The sequence below is a fragment of the Microbacterium sp. KKR3/1 genome (assembly GCF_021272365.1).
GTDB classification, from domain to species: domain Bacteria; phylum Actinomycetota; class Actinomycetes; order Actinomycetales; family Microbacteriaceae; genus Microbacterium; species Microbacterium aurugineum.
This window is the reverse complement of the sequence record NZ_JAJSDW010000001.1, coordinates 417,658-432,468: the sequence shown is the minus strand read 5'-3', so window position 1 is coordinate 432,468 and position 14,811 is coordinate 417,658. Positions and strand designations below refer to the sequence as shown.

Genomic DNA, 14,811 nt, shown 5'->3' with positions numbered 1-14,811 from the left:
GTCAGAGCTCTGGATCGAGGATATCGAGACGGACCGAGAGTGTGCTCTTCGTCGACCGCCCCTTGCGTCGGCGGCCGCTCACGGCTTCGGCGACCACTGCCGCGCGCAGGGCCGTGGCGACACGGCTGCCGGCGCTGTAGTCGAAACGCACGAGGGCACGTACGCGGGGAGGCACCTCGTCGGACTCGACGGGAACGGGGCCGAGGACGGCATCGCTGGGGAGGGCGAGTTCCTTGAGCGCGGCGAGAGCGTCACCGACGGCGGAAGCCGACCCCTGCACGAGTGCCACGCGCGTCGTGGGCGGCATGTGCAGGGGCGCCCGACTCTCCAGCTCGGCGCGCGCATGGGCCGCGTGGTTCCAGGTCGCGAGCGCTTTGGCCGCTGCGCCATTCACTCCGACCAGGTGGACGGGCGCTCCGGGCGCCGCGAGGGCCGCGGCGTTCGACCACCAGCGCAGACACGATTCCGCGACACGCAGGTCGGGGGCCTGGAGCATGCGCGGCCCGTCCAGCAGGACGACCGCTCGGTAGCCGCCGTCGGCGATCGGCTCCGCTCCACGGGTCGCGACCACGAGTGCGGGTCTGTCCGTGACGCGTTCGACCGGATGCGCACTGTCGGCGACGATCACGCGGACACCCGGAAAGGCGCGTCCGAGCTCATCGGCGGTGCGTTCGCTCCCGGACGACGCGAGGCGCAGCTTCGTCGAGGAGCATGACGGGCACGTCCACACGCTCGCACCTCGCCCACACCAGCCGCACACCGGCACGGCCCCACGATGCCGCGCACCGAGTGGTCCCCCGCAGTGGGGGCAGCGTGCGGGTGCTCGGCAGTCGGCGCACACCAAGGATGGCGAGAACCCCGGGCGCGAAACCTGCACGAGGACGGGTCCTTCGGCCGCGGCGTTGCGCGCAGCGAGGAACGCCGATGACGGCATGCGTTGAGCCGTCGGCTGCTCCATCTCCTGTGCCGTGCTGAGGACGACCCGCGGGAGCACGCGACGCGTGGCGCGGACATCCTGCAGCCAACCGAGTACGACGAGGCGCTCGACGTCGGTCGTACGCGAATGCCCCGCGAACAGCAGTGCGGAGCCCTCGAGCTCTTGTCGGAGGAGCGCCGCGTCACGGGAATTGACGTACGGCGACAGCGGTTCTCCGAGCAAGGGGTCGCCATCGTCCCAGATCGCCACCAGCCCGGCGGCCACAGGCGAGTAGACCGCGGAGCGATTGCCGACGACGATGCAGGGAGCATCCTCGAGTGTGCGCAGAAAAGCCCGATAGCGGTCGGGGTTGGTCTGCCGGGAGTCGTGACGCACCACCGTGCCAGCGGGCACGAGCGGCTCGAGCGCGGCGAGCAGACGATCGAGATCGCGATGGTCCGGAACGACGATGATCGAGGACCGTCCCGACGACAATGTCCGCGCTGCAGCCGAGGCCAGGAGTTTCGCCCACCCCTGCACGCCGTCGAGGAGCTGCGGGATCGCTTCGACCGCGGCGCGTCCTCCGGTATCGAGGACGGCGCCGAGGCCGTCGTAGGCCGCGATGGTTTCCTCCGCGATATCGCGAGCGGCGGCATCAGGCTGCATTTCGGGCGAGTCCGCCGTCCAGGCCTTCTCGACCCGCACCTGACGCTTGGGGATCACGAGGCGCAGCACGTCAGAGGCCGACCCGGCAGCACGATCGGCGACTCGACGTGCCAGCGTGTGAAGGCGCTCCGGAAGGACGGGCACGGCCGAGACAACGCTCTCGACCTCGGACAGCGGGCGGTCGGCGTCGTCTTCGGTGTCGATCTCGACGATGTATCCGTCGATCACCCGCCCCGCGGTGCGCAACGGCACGCGGACACGAACGCCGAGTGGTACGTCGCCGAGCTCTGCGGGAAGCGCGTAGTCGAAGAGCCGGTCGAGTTGAGGCAGCGGCGAATCGAGGAGCACGCGCGCGATGCGCCGGCTCTCCGGAGGCATCAGGACCGTGGTCCCATCAGAGCCCGGCAGCGCGGCGAAGCTCTTCGGCGCGGTCGGTGCGCTCCCAGGTGAAGTCGGCGAGCTCTCGACCGAAGTGACCGTAGGCCGCGGTCTGGGCGTAGATCGGCCGCAGAAGGTCGAGCTGCTCGATGATCGCCTGCGGGCGCAGGTCGAACACATCGGTGATGGCCCGGGTGATCACCTCGTCCGAGACCTTTCCGGTGCCGAAGGTCTCGACGTACAGGCCGACCGGACGCGCGACGCCGATCGCGTAGGCCACCTGCACTTCGAGACGGTCGGCGAGTCCTGCCGCCACCGCGTTCTTGGCCACCCAACGCGTGGCGTAGGCGCCGGAGCGGTCGACCTTCGACGGGTCTTTGCCGCTGAACGCTCCCCCGCCGTGGCGCGCTGCCCCGCCGTACGTGTCGATGATGATCTTGCGTCCGGTGAGTCCGGCGTCGCCCTTCGGGCCTCCCGTGACGAACGGGCCTGCGGGGTTGATGTAGAGCGTGACGTCGTCGAGGTCGAGGCCCGTCGTGGCGAGGACCGGGTCGATGACATGCCGGCGCACCTGCTGCTTCAGCTCGTCCTGCGAGATGTCCGGGTGATGCTGCGTGGAGACGACGACCGCGTCGACGGTCTTCGGTGTGAAGCCGTCGTAGCCCAGCGTGACCTGAGTCTTGCCGTCGGGGCGCAGGAACGGCAGCACTCCGCTGCGACGGACCTCGGTGAGACGTTCCGCCAGGCGGTGTGCGGTCCAGGCAGCCATCGGCATCAGCTGGGGTGTCTCGTTCGTCGCGAAGCCGAACATGATGCCCTGGTCGCCTGCGCCGAGCCCGTCGAGCGGATCGACGGACGACCCGTCGCGGTGCTCCTGCGCGCTGTCGACGCCGTGGGCGATGTCGGTGGACTGCTCCCCCACCGAGACGCTCACACCGCAGGACGCGCCGTCGAAGCCGGTCTCGCTGGAGGTGTAGCCGATACCGTTCACGACCTGGCGGACGATCGTCGGGATATCGACGTAGGCCTCGGTGCGGATCTCACCGGCGACGTGGACGAGACCGGTCGTGACGAGCGTCTCGACGGCCACGCGAGAGCCGCGGTCCTTCGCGATCAGACCATCGAGGATACTGTCCGAGATCTGGTCGCAGATCTTGTCCGGATGCCCTTCGGTGACGGACTCGGACGTGAACAGACGCAGCGCGCTCATCGATTCTCCAGAACGGGACGGACAGAAGAGGGTGTGGCACCCATTCTGGACTGCGCCTCCGACAGACGGGAGGCGCAGTCTCGAATATCACTCCGCGTGACGCAGGCGGAGCTTGTCCTCGTTGATCTCGTGCAGCGCGATCGTGAGCGGCTTGTCCTCGACGGAGGAATCGACCAGCGGGCCCACGTTGTCGAAGAGGTTGCCCTCGTGCAGGTCCGAGTAGTAGTCGTTGATCTGACGCGCGCGCTTTGCGGCGTAGATCACGAGCTCGTACTTGGAGTCGACGCGGTCGAGCAGGTTGTCGATGGGGGGATCGATGATGCCGTTGTTGTGTCCGGCCATGGGGAGACCTCCTGATCAGGCGACGGGATCGTCGCGAAGACGGTGTGAAAGGCGCGCGAAGACGCTCAGCGCGCAGAGCTTGAAGACAATTCTACGACCTCGCGGGCCGCGGTGGCGACGTCCTCGTTCACGATCAGGTGATCGAACTCGTTCTGGGCGGCCAGTTCGACCTTCGCGGTACGCAATCGGCGGGCCCTCTCTTCGGCCTCTTCGGTGCCGCGCCCGACCAGTCGATGCACCAGCTCATCCCAGCTCGGCGGCAGCAGGAAGATGAGCGTCGCGGCGGGTTCCGCTCGCCGCACCTGACGCGCCCCCTGCAGGTCGATCTCGAGGAGGACCGTCTTGCCCTCGGCCAAAGCGGCGTCGATCGGTGCGCGCGGGGTGCCGTACCGGGAGCGATTGTGGACCACCGCGTACTCGAGGAGCTCGTCGTCGGCGATCAGCCGGTCGAACTCCGCGTCATCCACGAAGTAGTAGTGGACACCGTCGATCTCGCCCGGACGAGGCGGTCGCGTGGTCGCCGAGACCGACAGATGGATCTCCGGGTTGTGCTCACGGATATGCGCGGCCACCGTTCCCTTGCCCACGGCCGTCGGGCCGGCGAGCACGAGCAGGCGACTCCGCTCCCCACGCGGCTCCGGTACCGGGAAGCGCGTGTCGAGCCACGTCTCCAGTGCACGGCGCTGACGTGCGCCGAGGCCTCCGAGACGTTTGACCGGCGAGATGTGGAGCTCCTCCAGGATCCGGTCGCGCTTGCCCGCACCGATGGCGGGGAGAGCCAGCAGGAAGTCGGTGATGCGCATCGACCCCTCGACGGAGTCGGCGTCCGCTGTGGCGCGACGCAGCACCGCCTGCGGCGTGACCACCCGCATCGTCAGGTCGCGCTTGACGGACGCTCTGGCACGGCGACGTTCGACCGCACGGCGGGCGGCCGCAGCTCGATCGACCTCGGGAACGGTCCGCTGGGCGTCAGACACCGGCCACCTCGAGATACTCGGCCGCGCGTGCGGCGACGGTCCGGGCCAGGTCGACCGGGCCTGCGGAGAGGATGCTGCGGCTCTCGCTCGCGATCACGGCGTCCGACAGCGCACCGAAGCGCGGCCGCAGGTCGGAGGGAGCAGCACCCTGCGCACCGAAGCCCGGAGCCAGGATGGGGGCGACGGGGTCGAAGGGTTCGATACCCGCTGGGGCCCACTCCACGGTGGCGCCGATGACGAAGCCGAAGCTCCCCCACTCCCCTGCCCCGATCTGCTCGGCGTTGCGTCCCGAGACCTCGGAGATGATCGATGCCGACACGGTCGCCCCGTCGGATGACATGGACCGCTGGAGCCCCTCGGCCTGGGGGTTGCTGGTCGCCGCGAGGACGAAGAGTCCCTTGTGGTGCTCTCCGGCGAGGGCGAAGGCCCCGTCGAGGGCACCGACACCGAGGAAAGGACTCACCGTGAGTGCGTCCGCCTCCAACGGCGAGCCCGGCGTGAGCCAGGCGCGTGCGTAGTCATCCATGGTCGACCCGATGTCGCCCCGCTTGGCGTCGGCGATCACGATGAGGCCGGCGGCGCGCGCTGCGGCGAGGACGTCTTCGAGCGCGGCGATGCCCCGGGAGCCGAAGCGCTCGAAGAACGACACCTGCGGCTTCACGAAGCCGACTCTCCCGGTGGCAGCCTCGACGGTCCGCAGGCCGAATTCCCGCACGCCCTGCGCGTCGTCCGACAGTCCCCACGACGCGAGCAGCGCGGCGTGGGGGTCGATGCCGACGCAGAGGGGTCCTCGTGCGCCGAGCACGGAGCGGACCCGCTCGCCGAAGCGTGCGCTCACAGTGCCGCCTTCCGGTCCAGTGCGTACTCCTGGAGGCTCTTGACCTGGAAGCCCTCATGGGCGGCGTCCATTCCGCTCACGGCCGCCCCGAGCACCGCCATCGTGGTGAACAGTGCCTTGTCGGCTGCGACTGCTGCGGCACGGATCTCGTAGCCGTCCGCGCGGGCTGTGCCACCGGAGGGAGTGTTCACGACGATGTCGATCTCCCCCTCGTTGATGAGGTCGACGATGTTCTTCGCGCCCGTCTCCTGCGTCGAGCTGTACTTCTCGACGACGGTGACCGCGATGCCGTTGCGCGAGAGGATCTCGGCGGTCCCCTCGGTCGCGACGATCGTGAAGCCGAGCTGTCGCAGACGGTGCGCGGGAAGGATGACGGCCCGCTTGTCCGAGTCGGCGACCGAGATGAACACCGTCCCCGACGTGGGCATGCCCCCGTAGGCCGCGGCCTGACTCTTCGCGAATGCGGTCGGGAAGTCGCGGTCGATCCCCATGACCTCACCGGTGGATCGCATCTCCGGTCCGAGCACGGAGTCGACCGTCTTGCCGTCGGCGGTGCGGAACCGCTTGAACGGAAGCACCGCTTCCTTCACGGACACCGGCGCGTCGAGCGGGACCCGCGAGCCGTCCTGCTCGGGAAGCATGCCTTCGGCGCGCAGCTCGGCGATCGTCGAACCGGTCATCACGCGGCTCGCCGCCTTGGCCATCGGGATACCGAGCGCCTTCGAGACGAAGGGCACGGTACGGCTGGCGCGCGGGTTCGCCTCGATCACGTAGAGCACTCCGGCGCTGATGGCGAACTGCACGTTGAGCAGTCCGCGGACGCCCACGCCCTTCGCGATGGCGAGCGTGGCCTCCCGCACGCGGTCCACGTCGGTGCGGCCGAGCGAGACGGGCGGCAACGTGCAGCTGGAGTCGCCGGAGTGGATCCCGGCCTCTTCGAGGTGCTCCATGACACCACCGACGAACAGGTCGGTGCCGTCGTAGAGGGCGTCCACATCGAGCTCGATCGCGTCATCGAGGAATCGGTCGACCAGGAGCGGCTTGCCCTCTTCGATCACGACTTCACCCGCGGTGCGCACGAAGTAGTCCCGGAGCGACGCGGTGTCGTAGACGATCTCCATGCCGCGGCCGCCGAGCACGAAACTCGGACGCACCAGAACCGGGTAGCCGATCTCCTCGGCGATACGCACAGCGCCGTCGACGTCGATCGCGGTGCCGTTGCGCGGGGCGACCAGACCGGCCTCGTCGAGCAGGCGGGAGAAGAGCTCGCGCTCCTCCGCCAGGTCGATCGCCTCGGGGCTGGTGCCGAGCACGGTGTAGCCCGCGGCTTCGATACCCTTCGCGAGGCCGAGCGGCGTCTGACCGCCGAGCTGGCAGACGACACCGAGGATCGTCCCGCTCGCGGCCTCCGCGTCCAGCACCTCCAGCACGTCCTCGAGCGTCAGCGGCTCGAAGTACAGGCGATCCGAGGTGTCGTAGTCGGTCGAGACCGTCTCCGGGTTGCAGTTGACCATGACAGTCTCGAAGCCCGCATCCGACAGCGCGAACGAGGCATGCACGCACGAGTAGTCGAACTCGACACCCTGACCGATGCGGTTGGGACCGGAGCCGATGATGACGACCTTGGTCCGATCGGACGGAGCGACCTCGGTCTCGAAGTCATAGCTCGAGTAGTGGTACGGAGTCAGCGCCGGGAACTCGCCGGCACAGGTGTCCACCGTCTTGTAGACCGGTCGGATCCCGAGGCCATGGCGCACCCCGCGCATCTCCGCCTCCGAGGTTCCGCGGAGCTCGGCCAGCTGAGCGTCCGAGAAGCCGTGCTCCTTGGCGTAGCGGAGAGTGGCGGCATCGAGCTCGGGCGCCGTGCGCACGATCTCCGCGACCTCGTTGATGAGCACGATCTGGTCGAGGAACCAGGGGTCCATCGCCGTCGCCTCGAAGGCCTGCTCGACCGTTGCACCCTTGCGCAATGCCTGCTGCAGCGTGACGATACGACCGTCGGTCGGCGTCTTCGAGATCTCGAGCAGCTCCTCCACGGAACGCTCCTCCGCACCCCAGTGGAAGCTCGAACCGCGCTTCTCCAGCGAACGGAGCGCCTTCTGCAGGGCGGTCGCGTAGTTGCGGCCGATCGCCATCGCCTCGCCCACGGACTTCATGGTCGTGGTCAGCGTCGCGTCCGCAGCCGGGAACTTCTCGAAGGCGAAGCGCGGGACCTTGACGACCACGTAGTCGAGCGTCGGCTCGAAGCTCGCCGGCGTCACACCGGTGATGTCGTTCGGGATCTCATCGAGGCGGTAGCCCAGGGCCAGCTTGGCTGCGAGCTTCGCGATCGGGAAGCCGGTGGCCTTCGACGCCAGGGCGCTCGAGCGCGAGACACGCGGGTTCATCTCGATGACGATGATCCGGCCGTTCTTCGGATCGACCGCGAACTGGATGTTGCAGCCTCCGGTGTCGACGCCCACGGCGCGGATGATGTCGATGCCGATGTCGCGCATCTTCTGGTACTCGCGGTCGGTGAGGGTCAGTGCCGGAGCGACCGTGATCGAGTCACCCGTGTGCACGCCGACCGGATCGACGTTCTCGATCGAGCAGACGACGACCGTGTTGTCGGCCGTGTCGCGCATGAGCTCGAGCTCGTACTCCTTCCACCCGAGGATCGACTCCTCGAGGAGCACCTCGGTGGTGGGCGAGTCGCGCAGGCCCGCTCCGGCGATACGACGGAGGTCTTCCTCGTCGTAGGCGAAGCCGGAGCCCAGGCCCCCCATCGTGAAGCTGGGACGGACCACCATCGGGTAGCCGAGCTCGTCCGCGGCAGCCAGCACCTCCTCCATCGTGTGTGCGATGCGGGAGTCTGCCACGTCGGCGCCGGCGTCGAGGACCAGCTGCTTGAAGATCTGGCGATCCTCGCCCTTGTTGATCGCCTCGAAGTTGGCGCCGATGAGCTCGACGTCGTACTTCTCGAGGATGCCGTGGTTGTGGAGCTCGATCGCGGCGTTCAGCGCGGTCTGTCCACCGAGGGTCGGCAGGATCGCGTCGGGGCGCTCCTTGGCGATGATCGTCTCGATGACCTCCCACGTGATCGGCTCGATGTAGGTCGCATCGGCGAAGTCGGGGTCGGTCATGATCGTGGCGGGGTTGGAGTTGACCAGGATGACCCGGACACCCTCCTCGCGCAGCACACGACAGGCCTGAGTACCGGAGTAGTCGAATTCGCAGGCCTGGCCGATGACGATCGGGCCGGAACCGATGACGAGGACGGAGTTGATGTCGTCGCGCTTGGGCATTACTTGGAGTCCTTCTGGCTGGCGATGACCAGGTCGCGGAACCTGTCGAAGAGATAGTTGGCGTCGTGCGGGCCCGCTGCCGCCTCGGGGTGGTACTGCACCGAGAAGGCCGGGATGTCGAGAGCGCGGAGTCCCTCGACGACGTTGTCGTTCAGCCCGACATGGCTGACCTCGACCTTGCCGTACCCGTTCGGGCTGTCGAAGGTCCCCTCGATCGGAGCCTCGACGGCGAAGCCGTGGTTGTGGGCGGTGATCTCCACCTTGCCGGTCTGCTTGTCGAGCACGGGCTGGTTGATGCCGCGGTGGCCGAACGGCAGCTTGTAGGTGCCGAGACCCAGCGCACGGCCCAGGAGCTGGTTGCCGAAGCAGATGCCGAAGAACGGCAGCCCGTCGTCGAGCACCGCACGCAGCAGCTCGACGTGATCGCCCGAGGCCGCGGGGTCACCGGGGCCGTTCGAATAGAAGACGGCGACGGGGTCCACGGCTCGGATCTCATCGATGGTCACGTTCTGCGGAAGTACGTGCACCTCGAAGCCGCGGGCCGCGAGATTGTCGATCGTCGCCTGCTTCACACCGAGATCGAGCACGGCGAGGTTACCGATCCGCTCCCCCATCGCGGTCGTCACGGTCGCGACGTCGACGGAGACCTCGGCGGACAGATTGCGTCCCGCCATCTCGGGTGCCTCGCGGACGATGCGCACCTGCTCCTCGGGGTCGAGCGACGCATCGGCGCCGGAGAAGATGCCGCCGCGCATGGAGCCGGCTGAGCGGATGTGGCGCGTGATCGAACGGGTGTCGACCCCGCTGATACCCACCACGCCGTCCTGGACGAGCACATCGTCGAGCGACGAGTTGGCGCGCCAGTTCGAGACGACGCGCGAAGGGTCGCGCACGATGTAGCCGGAGACCCAGATGCGGCGCGACTCGGCGTCTTCGTCGTTCATGCCGGTGTTGCCGATGTGCGGTGCCGTCTGCAGGACGATCTGACCCGCGTAAGAGGGATCCGTGATGGTCTCCTGGTACCCGGACATGCCGGTCGCGAAGACGACTTCGCCGAGGGTGCGTCCGCGTGCGCCGTAGGCGCGTCCGGCGTGACGCGTGCCGTCCTCCAGGACGAGCACGGCGGGGTCGGGCAGCTGGGCCGCGGGGGCCTGCCCGGCGGGTGTCGAGAGAGTCATGACTTTGCTCCTGTGTCGGGGGCGGCGGGGACGAGCCGCTGCAGGTCGGAGATGAGGTTCTGAGGCTCGCCGGTGGCGAGGCGCAGGTAGCTGTCGACGACGGTGTCGTCGGCGATCTTCCAGGCGATGCGCACGAGGCCGCCGGGCTCGACCACGCGGTCGATCGTGACGGTGGCACGATCGACGGTGACGAGCCGGTCGTTCGCGAGGAAGACCGTCGGGGTTCCGTCGAGGCAGAGGGCGATGCCGCGATCCGTGAGGGCGAGCTCGCCGCGTGCCCGATACGCGAGAGGGGACACCGCGAGGCGTTCGAGCGGCTGCGCGTGTCGTGTCGTCGACACGTACAGCACCTCGTCGCGGCGGACGATCTCCGCATGCTCAGGGACTCCGAGCGGCGCCGTGAACACGGAATCGCGGCGCATTCGTCGTCGCCAGGCGAAGAGCATCGCCAGCAGAATCAGGAGCGCCACCGCGATCATGATCGCGACGGCGAGGTCCCGAGCGCTCATGCGCGGAGCTCCTCGACGACGTGTCCGCCGTCGACGGTGAGGGTGCCGCCGTGGATGGTGTACTCCACGCGTCCGGGGAGCGTCCGGCCGAGGTAGGGCGAGTTCACGCTCCGGCCGTGGAGATCCGCCTCCGTGAAGACGCCGTCGACAGAAGCGTCATACAGCGTGAGGTGGGCCGGCTGTCCGACGTCGAGCGGAGTGCCGTGGCCGGCGAGCCGACCGATGCGTGCCGGTGTCGAACTCATGACGCGCGCGACGTCAGACCATTCGAGCAGCCCGGTCTGCACCATCGACTGATGTACCACGCGGAGCGCGCTCTCGAGGCCCACCATGCCGTTCGCGGCCGCCTGCCACTCGCACGCCTTGTTCTCGCTCGGATGCGGTGCGTGATCGGTGGCCACGATATCGATCGTTCCGTCGGCGAGGCCCTCGCGCACGGCGTGCACATCCTCTTCGCGACGCAGCGGCGGATTGACCTTGTAGCGAGCGTCGTAGCCGCGCACGAGCTCGTCGGTCAGCAACAGGTGGTGCGGGGTGACCTCAGCGGTGACGTCGATGCCGCGCTTCTTGGCCCAGCGGATGATGTCGACCGACCCTGCCGTCGAGAGGTGACAGACGTGCAGGCGGGATCCCACGTGCTCGGCCAGCAGCACGTCGCGGGCGATGATCGACTCCTCCGCCACAGCGGGCCAGCCGCTCAGACCGAGTTCGGCCGACACGATGCCTTCGTTCATCTGGGCACCCTCGGTGAGACGAGGATCCTGAGCGTGCTGGGCGATGACCCCGCCGAAGGACTTCACGTACTCCAGCGCGCGGCGCATGATGAGCGGATCGAACACGCAGAAGCCGTCGTCGCTGAAGACGCGCACCTTCGCGCGGGACGACGCCATCGCTCCCAGTTCCGCGAGACGCTCGCCCTTCTGCCCGACCGTGACGGCGCCGATGGGCTGCACGGTGGCATAACCGGCTGCCTCGCCCAGGCCGAGCTCCTGCTCGACCACTCCGGCGGTGTCCGCCACGGGAGAGGTGTTGGGCATCGCGAACACCGCGGTGAAACCACCGGCGGCTGCGGCCCTCGTCCCGGTGAGGATCGTCTCCGACGCTTCATAGCCGGGTTCGCGCAGATGCGTGTGCAGGTCGACGAGCCCGGGCAGGGCCACGAGCCCCGCGCCGTCGATGATGCGCGCACCGGCGCGATGCAATCGCTGACCGATGTCGGCGATGCGGCCGTCTTCGATGATGATGTCGGCGCTCTCGGCACCGAGCAACTGTGCGCCAGTGATGACGAGGGTCTCGCTCACAGGTCTCCCCCTCGTTCGTCGTCTCGTTCTCCTGCCAGCAGCAGGTACAGCACCGCCATGCGGACGGACACCCCGTTCGTCACCTGTTCCAGCACCGTCGAGCGGGGGGAATCGGCAGCTTCCGAAGAGATCTCGAGTCCCCGGTTCATGGGTCCGGGGTGCATGACAATGCTACCTGCCGGAAGACCTCCCACACGCCGTGCGTCCAGGCCCCAGCGGCGGGAATACTCCCGCTCAGTCGGGAAATACGCCGCGTTCATCCGTTCCAGCTGGATACGCAGCATCATCACGGCGTCCGGGTCCTCCGCCAGCGCCCGATCGAGGTCGTACTCGACCCGAACCGGCCAGAGAGACACGTTCTGCGGCACCAACGTGGGCGGTGCGACCAGGGTGACGTCGGCACCCAAGGTGGTGAGCAGCCAGACGTTGGAACGGGCGACCCGGGAGTGCAACACGTCACCGACGATCACGACCCGCAGCCCGCTGAGGTCCCGTCCTCGGCTGTCGCCGCCGAAGCGACGCTTGCGGATGGTGAAGGCGTCGAGCAGCGCCTGCGTCGGGTGCTCGTGGGTGCCGTCCCCGGCATTCACCACGCCGGCCGAGATCCAGCCGCTGGTGGCGAGGGTCTGCGGCGCTCCGGAGCCGGGGTGCCGGACCACGACCGCGTCGGCGCCGATCGCCTCGAGCGTCTGCGCCGTGTCTTTCAGGCTCTCGCCCTTGGAGACGCTGGAGCCCTTCGCGGCGAAGTTGATCACATCGGCGGAGAGACGCTTGGCGGCTGCCTCGAACGAGATGCGCGTGCGGGTCGAGTCCTCGAAGAAGAGGTTCACGACGGTCTTGCCGCGCAGTGTCGGCAGTTTCTTGACCTCGCGGGACTGCGTGTCCGACATGTCTTCGGCGACGTCGAGGATGCGCAGTGCGGTGGCCCGATCGAGGGTACGGGTGTCGAGGAGATGCCTCATTCGCCGATCGTCACCTCCTCGGCCCCGTCGTTGTCGAAGAGGCGCACGTTTACGCGCTCCGTGCGCGCGGAGGGGATGTTCTTGCCGATGAAATCCGGCCGGATCGGAAGTTCACGATGCCCGCGGTCGACCAGGATCGCCAGCCGGACGACAGCGGGGCGGCCGATCGACTGGATCGCGTCCAGTGCGGCCCGGATGCTCCGCCCGGAGAAGAGCACATCATCGACGAGCACGACCGTCTTGCCGTCGATGCCGCCGACCGGGATCTCCGTGGGCTGCGGCGAACGGGTCGGGTGCTTGGCGAGGTCATCCCGGAAGAGGGTGACATCGAGCGCGCCGATGGGAACGGACTGTTGAGCGATCTCGCTGATCAGCAGCCCGAGGCGATGGGCGAGAGTGACCCCGCGGGTCGGGATTCCCAGCAGGACGAGGTTCTCGGCTCCTCGATTGGATTCGAGGATCTCGTGCGCGATACGGGTCAGCGCGCGTGAGATGTCGGCTTCGTGCAGCACGGTGCGCATGCTCATCGGCCGCTCCCTTCTCCGCCTCACAGGACGGTGTTAAAGGTTGCTAGTCAGGCCAGTCTATCGGAGCGCGGGCCCTCCGCGATCAGCTCGCCTCCTGCAGCACGGGATCGGTGACGTCGTCGACCTTGGCGGAACGGATCGGGTGCCCGGCCGTGGAGAGGCATCGACCGGTCTTCAGGTCCCACTTCCAGTCGTGCATGCTGCAGGTGAGGATCCCGTCCTCGTCGACGGTGCCCGTTCGGGTGAGGTCGGCGCGCAGGTGCGGGCAGCGCCGCTGGACGACCCAGTCCCCGATCTCCGCATCCTCCGTCTGATCCGTCTGCTCCTGATACCAGTTCTCGACGTATTCGATCCGGTCGACCGAGAGGCACTTGAGGAACGTGGTGAGGAACTCGTTGAACTTGCCGCTGCGCCCCACCGAGAACTGCATCGAGAGGAAGATCGAGTTCGACCAGTCGATCTCGTGATCGACGATGTTCGTGGAGACGAGATCTGCGGGGATGGTGTACCAGTACACGCACTCCTCCCCCGCGTACTCGCGGACCTTGGCACGAGGGAAGTCGACGACCATGTCGAGCTCGCCGATGCGGAAGCGCACGCATCCGCCGACGCCCAACCGGATCGTGCGCGACTTCTTCAGCAACGGCTCCCACCAGGTCTTGATGGCCTCGAGCATCTCGGCCGGGGGGATGATCTCGGCACGAGACGCCTCTTCGTCGCGGATCTCCTGCTGCCGGCTCGCGCGCTGCTCCTCGAGGTACTCCCACTTCTCGTCGAAGATGTGAGCGATCTCGGCGTCGGTGTAGAGCGTCTGCTCGGACGTGACGTTGCCTCCCTCGACCGTGACGACGGTCCCGGGGATGAAGAGCTGACCGTCGTACTGCGGAGCGAGCTCCTTCATGTGCGCGAGGAACTGCTTCTGGTCCGTGAAGATCGATTCGCCGTTCTTGCCCAGACCATTGAAGTCGAACAGATCGTCGCGCAGGAACATGGGCGGACCGGCCATCGGGAAGACGTGCGGAGCATCGACCTTCTCGATGTAGTACATGGCGCGCTTGTTCTGCGCTTCGCGCTTGAGGCGGGCGAAGTTCTGCTTCGCGTCGAGCGGCAGGTCGTAGACCATGGGCCACCAGATGGCACCGGAGACCTGGGTGAAGTAGGCGTCGGGTTTGCCGAAGTCGAGCAGCTTCTCGAGGTCGAGTGGATGCGAGTCGTTCTGATTGAGCACCGAACCGGTGCCGTCGTCTACGCTCAACGAGGAGTCGCCGATCGGTCCGTCGCTGGGAGCGCGCAGCGGCGTGATCATCATCTTGAGGTCGCCACGCTGGATCACCTGACCTGCCGGAGCGTAGGTGATGTTCGTGTAGCCGAGCGCGCGGATGTCCTTTTCGAGATCATCGGTCGGGTACTCCGGAAGCAGCACCTCGATGTCCTTGCGGATGTAGCGCTCGAGGAGACGCGGATCGAAGTGGTCGCGGTGGCGGTGCGAGATCCAGAGGAAGTCGGCTTCGCGGCCGAATCGCTCCCAATCCAGCCCCCGGTTGTCCGGGAACGGGAACCAGGATCCGTAGAAGGAGGGTCCGAGAACCGGGTCGCAGATGATGTTCCCGCCCACGGTCTCGATGAACATCCCGGCGTGGCCGAGTCCGGTGATCCGCATTGCATTCCTCCCGAAAGTGAACCGTTCGATTGTACCGAGGGCTCCCTGTGCGGCCGGTCGACC

General features: G+C 67.7%; 12 protein-coding genes. All 12 read right to left on the bottom strand.

What is annotated here, in order from left to right; genetic code table 11:
- Position 1: 1 nt before the first annotated feature.
- The 12 genes from LVJ59_RS02095 to LVJ59_RS02040 all read right to left on the bottom strand — a co-directional run bounded on the left by LVJ59_RS02095 (position 2) and on the right by LVJ59_RS02040 (position 14,748).
- Positions 2-1,960 carry a primosomal protein N' gene (locus LVJ59_RS02095; protein ID WP_232761836.1) on the bottom strand — a complete coding sequence of 653 codons (1,959 nt, stop codon included), beginning with the start codon at positions 1,958-1,960 and terminating at the stop codon, positions 2-4.
- Positions 1,961-1,976: 16 nt separating this feature from the next.
- Positions 1,977-3,170: a methionine adenosyltransferase gene (gene metK, locus LVJ59_RS02090; protein ID WP_232761835.1), complete on the bottom strand. Its 1,194-nt coding sequence runs from the start codon at positions 3,168-3,170 to the stop codon at positions 1,977-1,979.
- 87 nt (positions 3,171-3,257) lie between these two features.
- The gene (gene rpoZ / locus LVJ59_RS02085; protein WP_017204385.1) at positions 3,258-3,512 is read right to left on the bottom strand and encodes a DNA-directed RNA polymerase subunit omega; all 255 of its coding nucleotides are present in this window, start codon (positions 3,510-3,512) and stop codon (positions 3,258-3,260) included.
- 65 nt (positions 3,513-3,577) lie between these two features.
- Positions 3,578-4,489 (bottom strand): guanylate kinase, encoded by a 912-nt coding sequence (gmk, locus tag LVJ59_RS02080; RefSeq protein WP_131491044.1) that lies wholly within the window; start codon positions 4,487-4,489, stop codon positions 3,578-3,580.
- The gene (gene pyrF, locus LVJ59_RS02075) at positions 4,482-5,327 is read right to left on the bottom strand and encodes an orotidine-5'-phosphate decarboxylase (RefSeq protein ID WP_232761834.1); all 846 of its coding nucleotides are present in this window, start codon (positions 5,325-5,327) and stop codon (positions 4,482-4,484) included. The genes gmk and pyrF overlap by 8 nt, the downstream gene beginning before the upstream one ends.
- Positions 5,324-8,611 (bottom strand): carbamoyl-phosphate synthase large subunit, encoded by a 3,288-nt coding sequence (carB, locus tag LVJ59_RS02070; RefSeq protein ID WP_232761833.1) that lies wholly within the window; start codon positions 8,609-8,611, stop codon positions 5,324-5,326. Before carB ends, pyrF begins: the two co-directional genes overlap by 4 nt.
- The gene (gene carA / locus LVJ59_RS02065; RefSeq protein ID WP_232761832.1) at positions 8,611-9,789 is read right to left on the bottom strand and encodes a glutamine-hydrolyzing carbamoyl-phosphate synthase small subunit; all 1,179 of its coding nucleotides are present in this window, start codon (positions 9,787-9,789) and stop codon (positions 8,611-8,613) included. The genes carB and carA overlap by 1 nt, the downstream gene beginning before the upstream one ends.
- The gene (locus tag LVJ59_RS02060) at positions 9,786-10,298 is read right to left on the bottom strand and encodes a hypothetical protein (protein WP_232761831.1); all 513 of its coding nucleotides are present in this window, start codon (positions 10,296-10,298) and stop codon (positions 9,786-9,788) included. Before LVJ59_RS02060 ends, carA begins: the two co-directional genes overlap by 4 nt.
- Positions 10,295-11,599 carry a dihydroorotase gene (locus tag LVJ59_RS02055; RefSeq protein ID WP_232761830.1) on the bottom strand — a complete coding sequence of 435 codons (1,305 nt, stop codon included), beginning with the start codon at positions 11,597-11,599 and terminating at the stop codon, positions 10,295-10,297. The genes LVJ59_RS02060 and LVJ59_RS02055 overlap by 4 nt, the downstream gene beginning before the upstream one ends.
- On the bottom strand, positions 11,596-12,561 hold the full coding sequence (locus LVJ59_RS02050; protein ID WP_131491049.1) for an aspartate carbamoyltransferase catalytic subunit: 966 nt from the start codon (positions 12,559-12,561) through the stop codon (positions 11,596-11,598). Before LVJ59_RS02050 ends, LVJ59_RS02055 begins: the two co-directional genes overlap by 4 nt.
- A complete protein-coding gene (gene pyrR / locus LVJ59_RS02045) occupies positions 12,558-13,088 on the bottom strand; it encodes a bifunctional pyr operon transcriptional regulator/uracil phosphoribosyltransferase PyrR (protein WP_232761829.1) in 531 nt (176 codons plus the stop codon). The genes LVJ59_RS02050 and pyrR overlap by 4 nt, the downstream gene beginning before the upstream one ends.
- Before the next feature lie 82 nt (positions 13,089-13,170).
- Complete coding sequence (locus tag LVJ59_RS02040) at positions 13,171-14,748, bottom strand: Rieske 2Fe-2S domain-containing protein (protein ID WP_134353737.1); 1,578 nt, start codon at positions 14,746-14,748, stop codon at positions 13,171-13,173.
- Positions 14,749-14,811 lie beyond the last annotated feature (63 nt).

Coding starts and splice junctions, on each gene's coding strand:
- LVJ59_RS02050 (WP_131491049.1), bottom strand. CDS start 12,561: ATGAGGCATCTCCTCGACACCCGTACCCTCGATCGGGCCACCGCACTG.
- pyrR (WP_232761829.1), bottom strand. CDS start 13,088: ATGAGCATGCGCACCGTGCTGCACGAAGCCGACATCTCACGCGCGCTG.
- carA (WP_232761832.1), bottom strand. CDS start 9,789: ATGACTCTCTCGACACCCGCCGGGCAGGCCCCCGCGGCCCAGCTGCCC.
- LVJ59_RS02095 (WP_232761836.1), bottom strand. CDS start 1,960: ATGCCTCCGGAGAGCCGGCGCATCGCGCGCGTGCTCCTCGATTCGCCG.
- metK (WP_232761835.1), bottom strand. CDS start 3,170: ATGAGCGCGCTGCGTCTGTTCACGTCCGAGTCCGTCACCGAAGGGCAT.
- LVJ59_RS02060 (WP_232761831.1), bottom strand. CDS start 10,298: ATGAGCGCTCGGGACCTCGCCGTCGCGATCATGATCGCGGTGGCGCTC.
- carB (WP_232761833.1), bottom strand. CDS start 8,611: ATGCCCAAGCGCGACGACATCAACTCCGTCCTCGTCATCGGTTCCGGC.
- LVJ59_RS02040 (WP_134353737.1), bottom strand. CDS start 14,748: ATGCGGATCACCGGACTCGGCCACGCCGGGATGTTCATCGAGACCGTG.
- rpoZ (WP_017204385.1), bottom strand. CDS start 3,512: ATGGCCGGACACAACAACGGCATCATCGATCCCCCCATCGACAACCTG.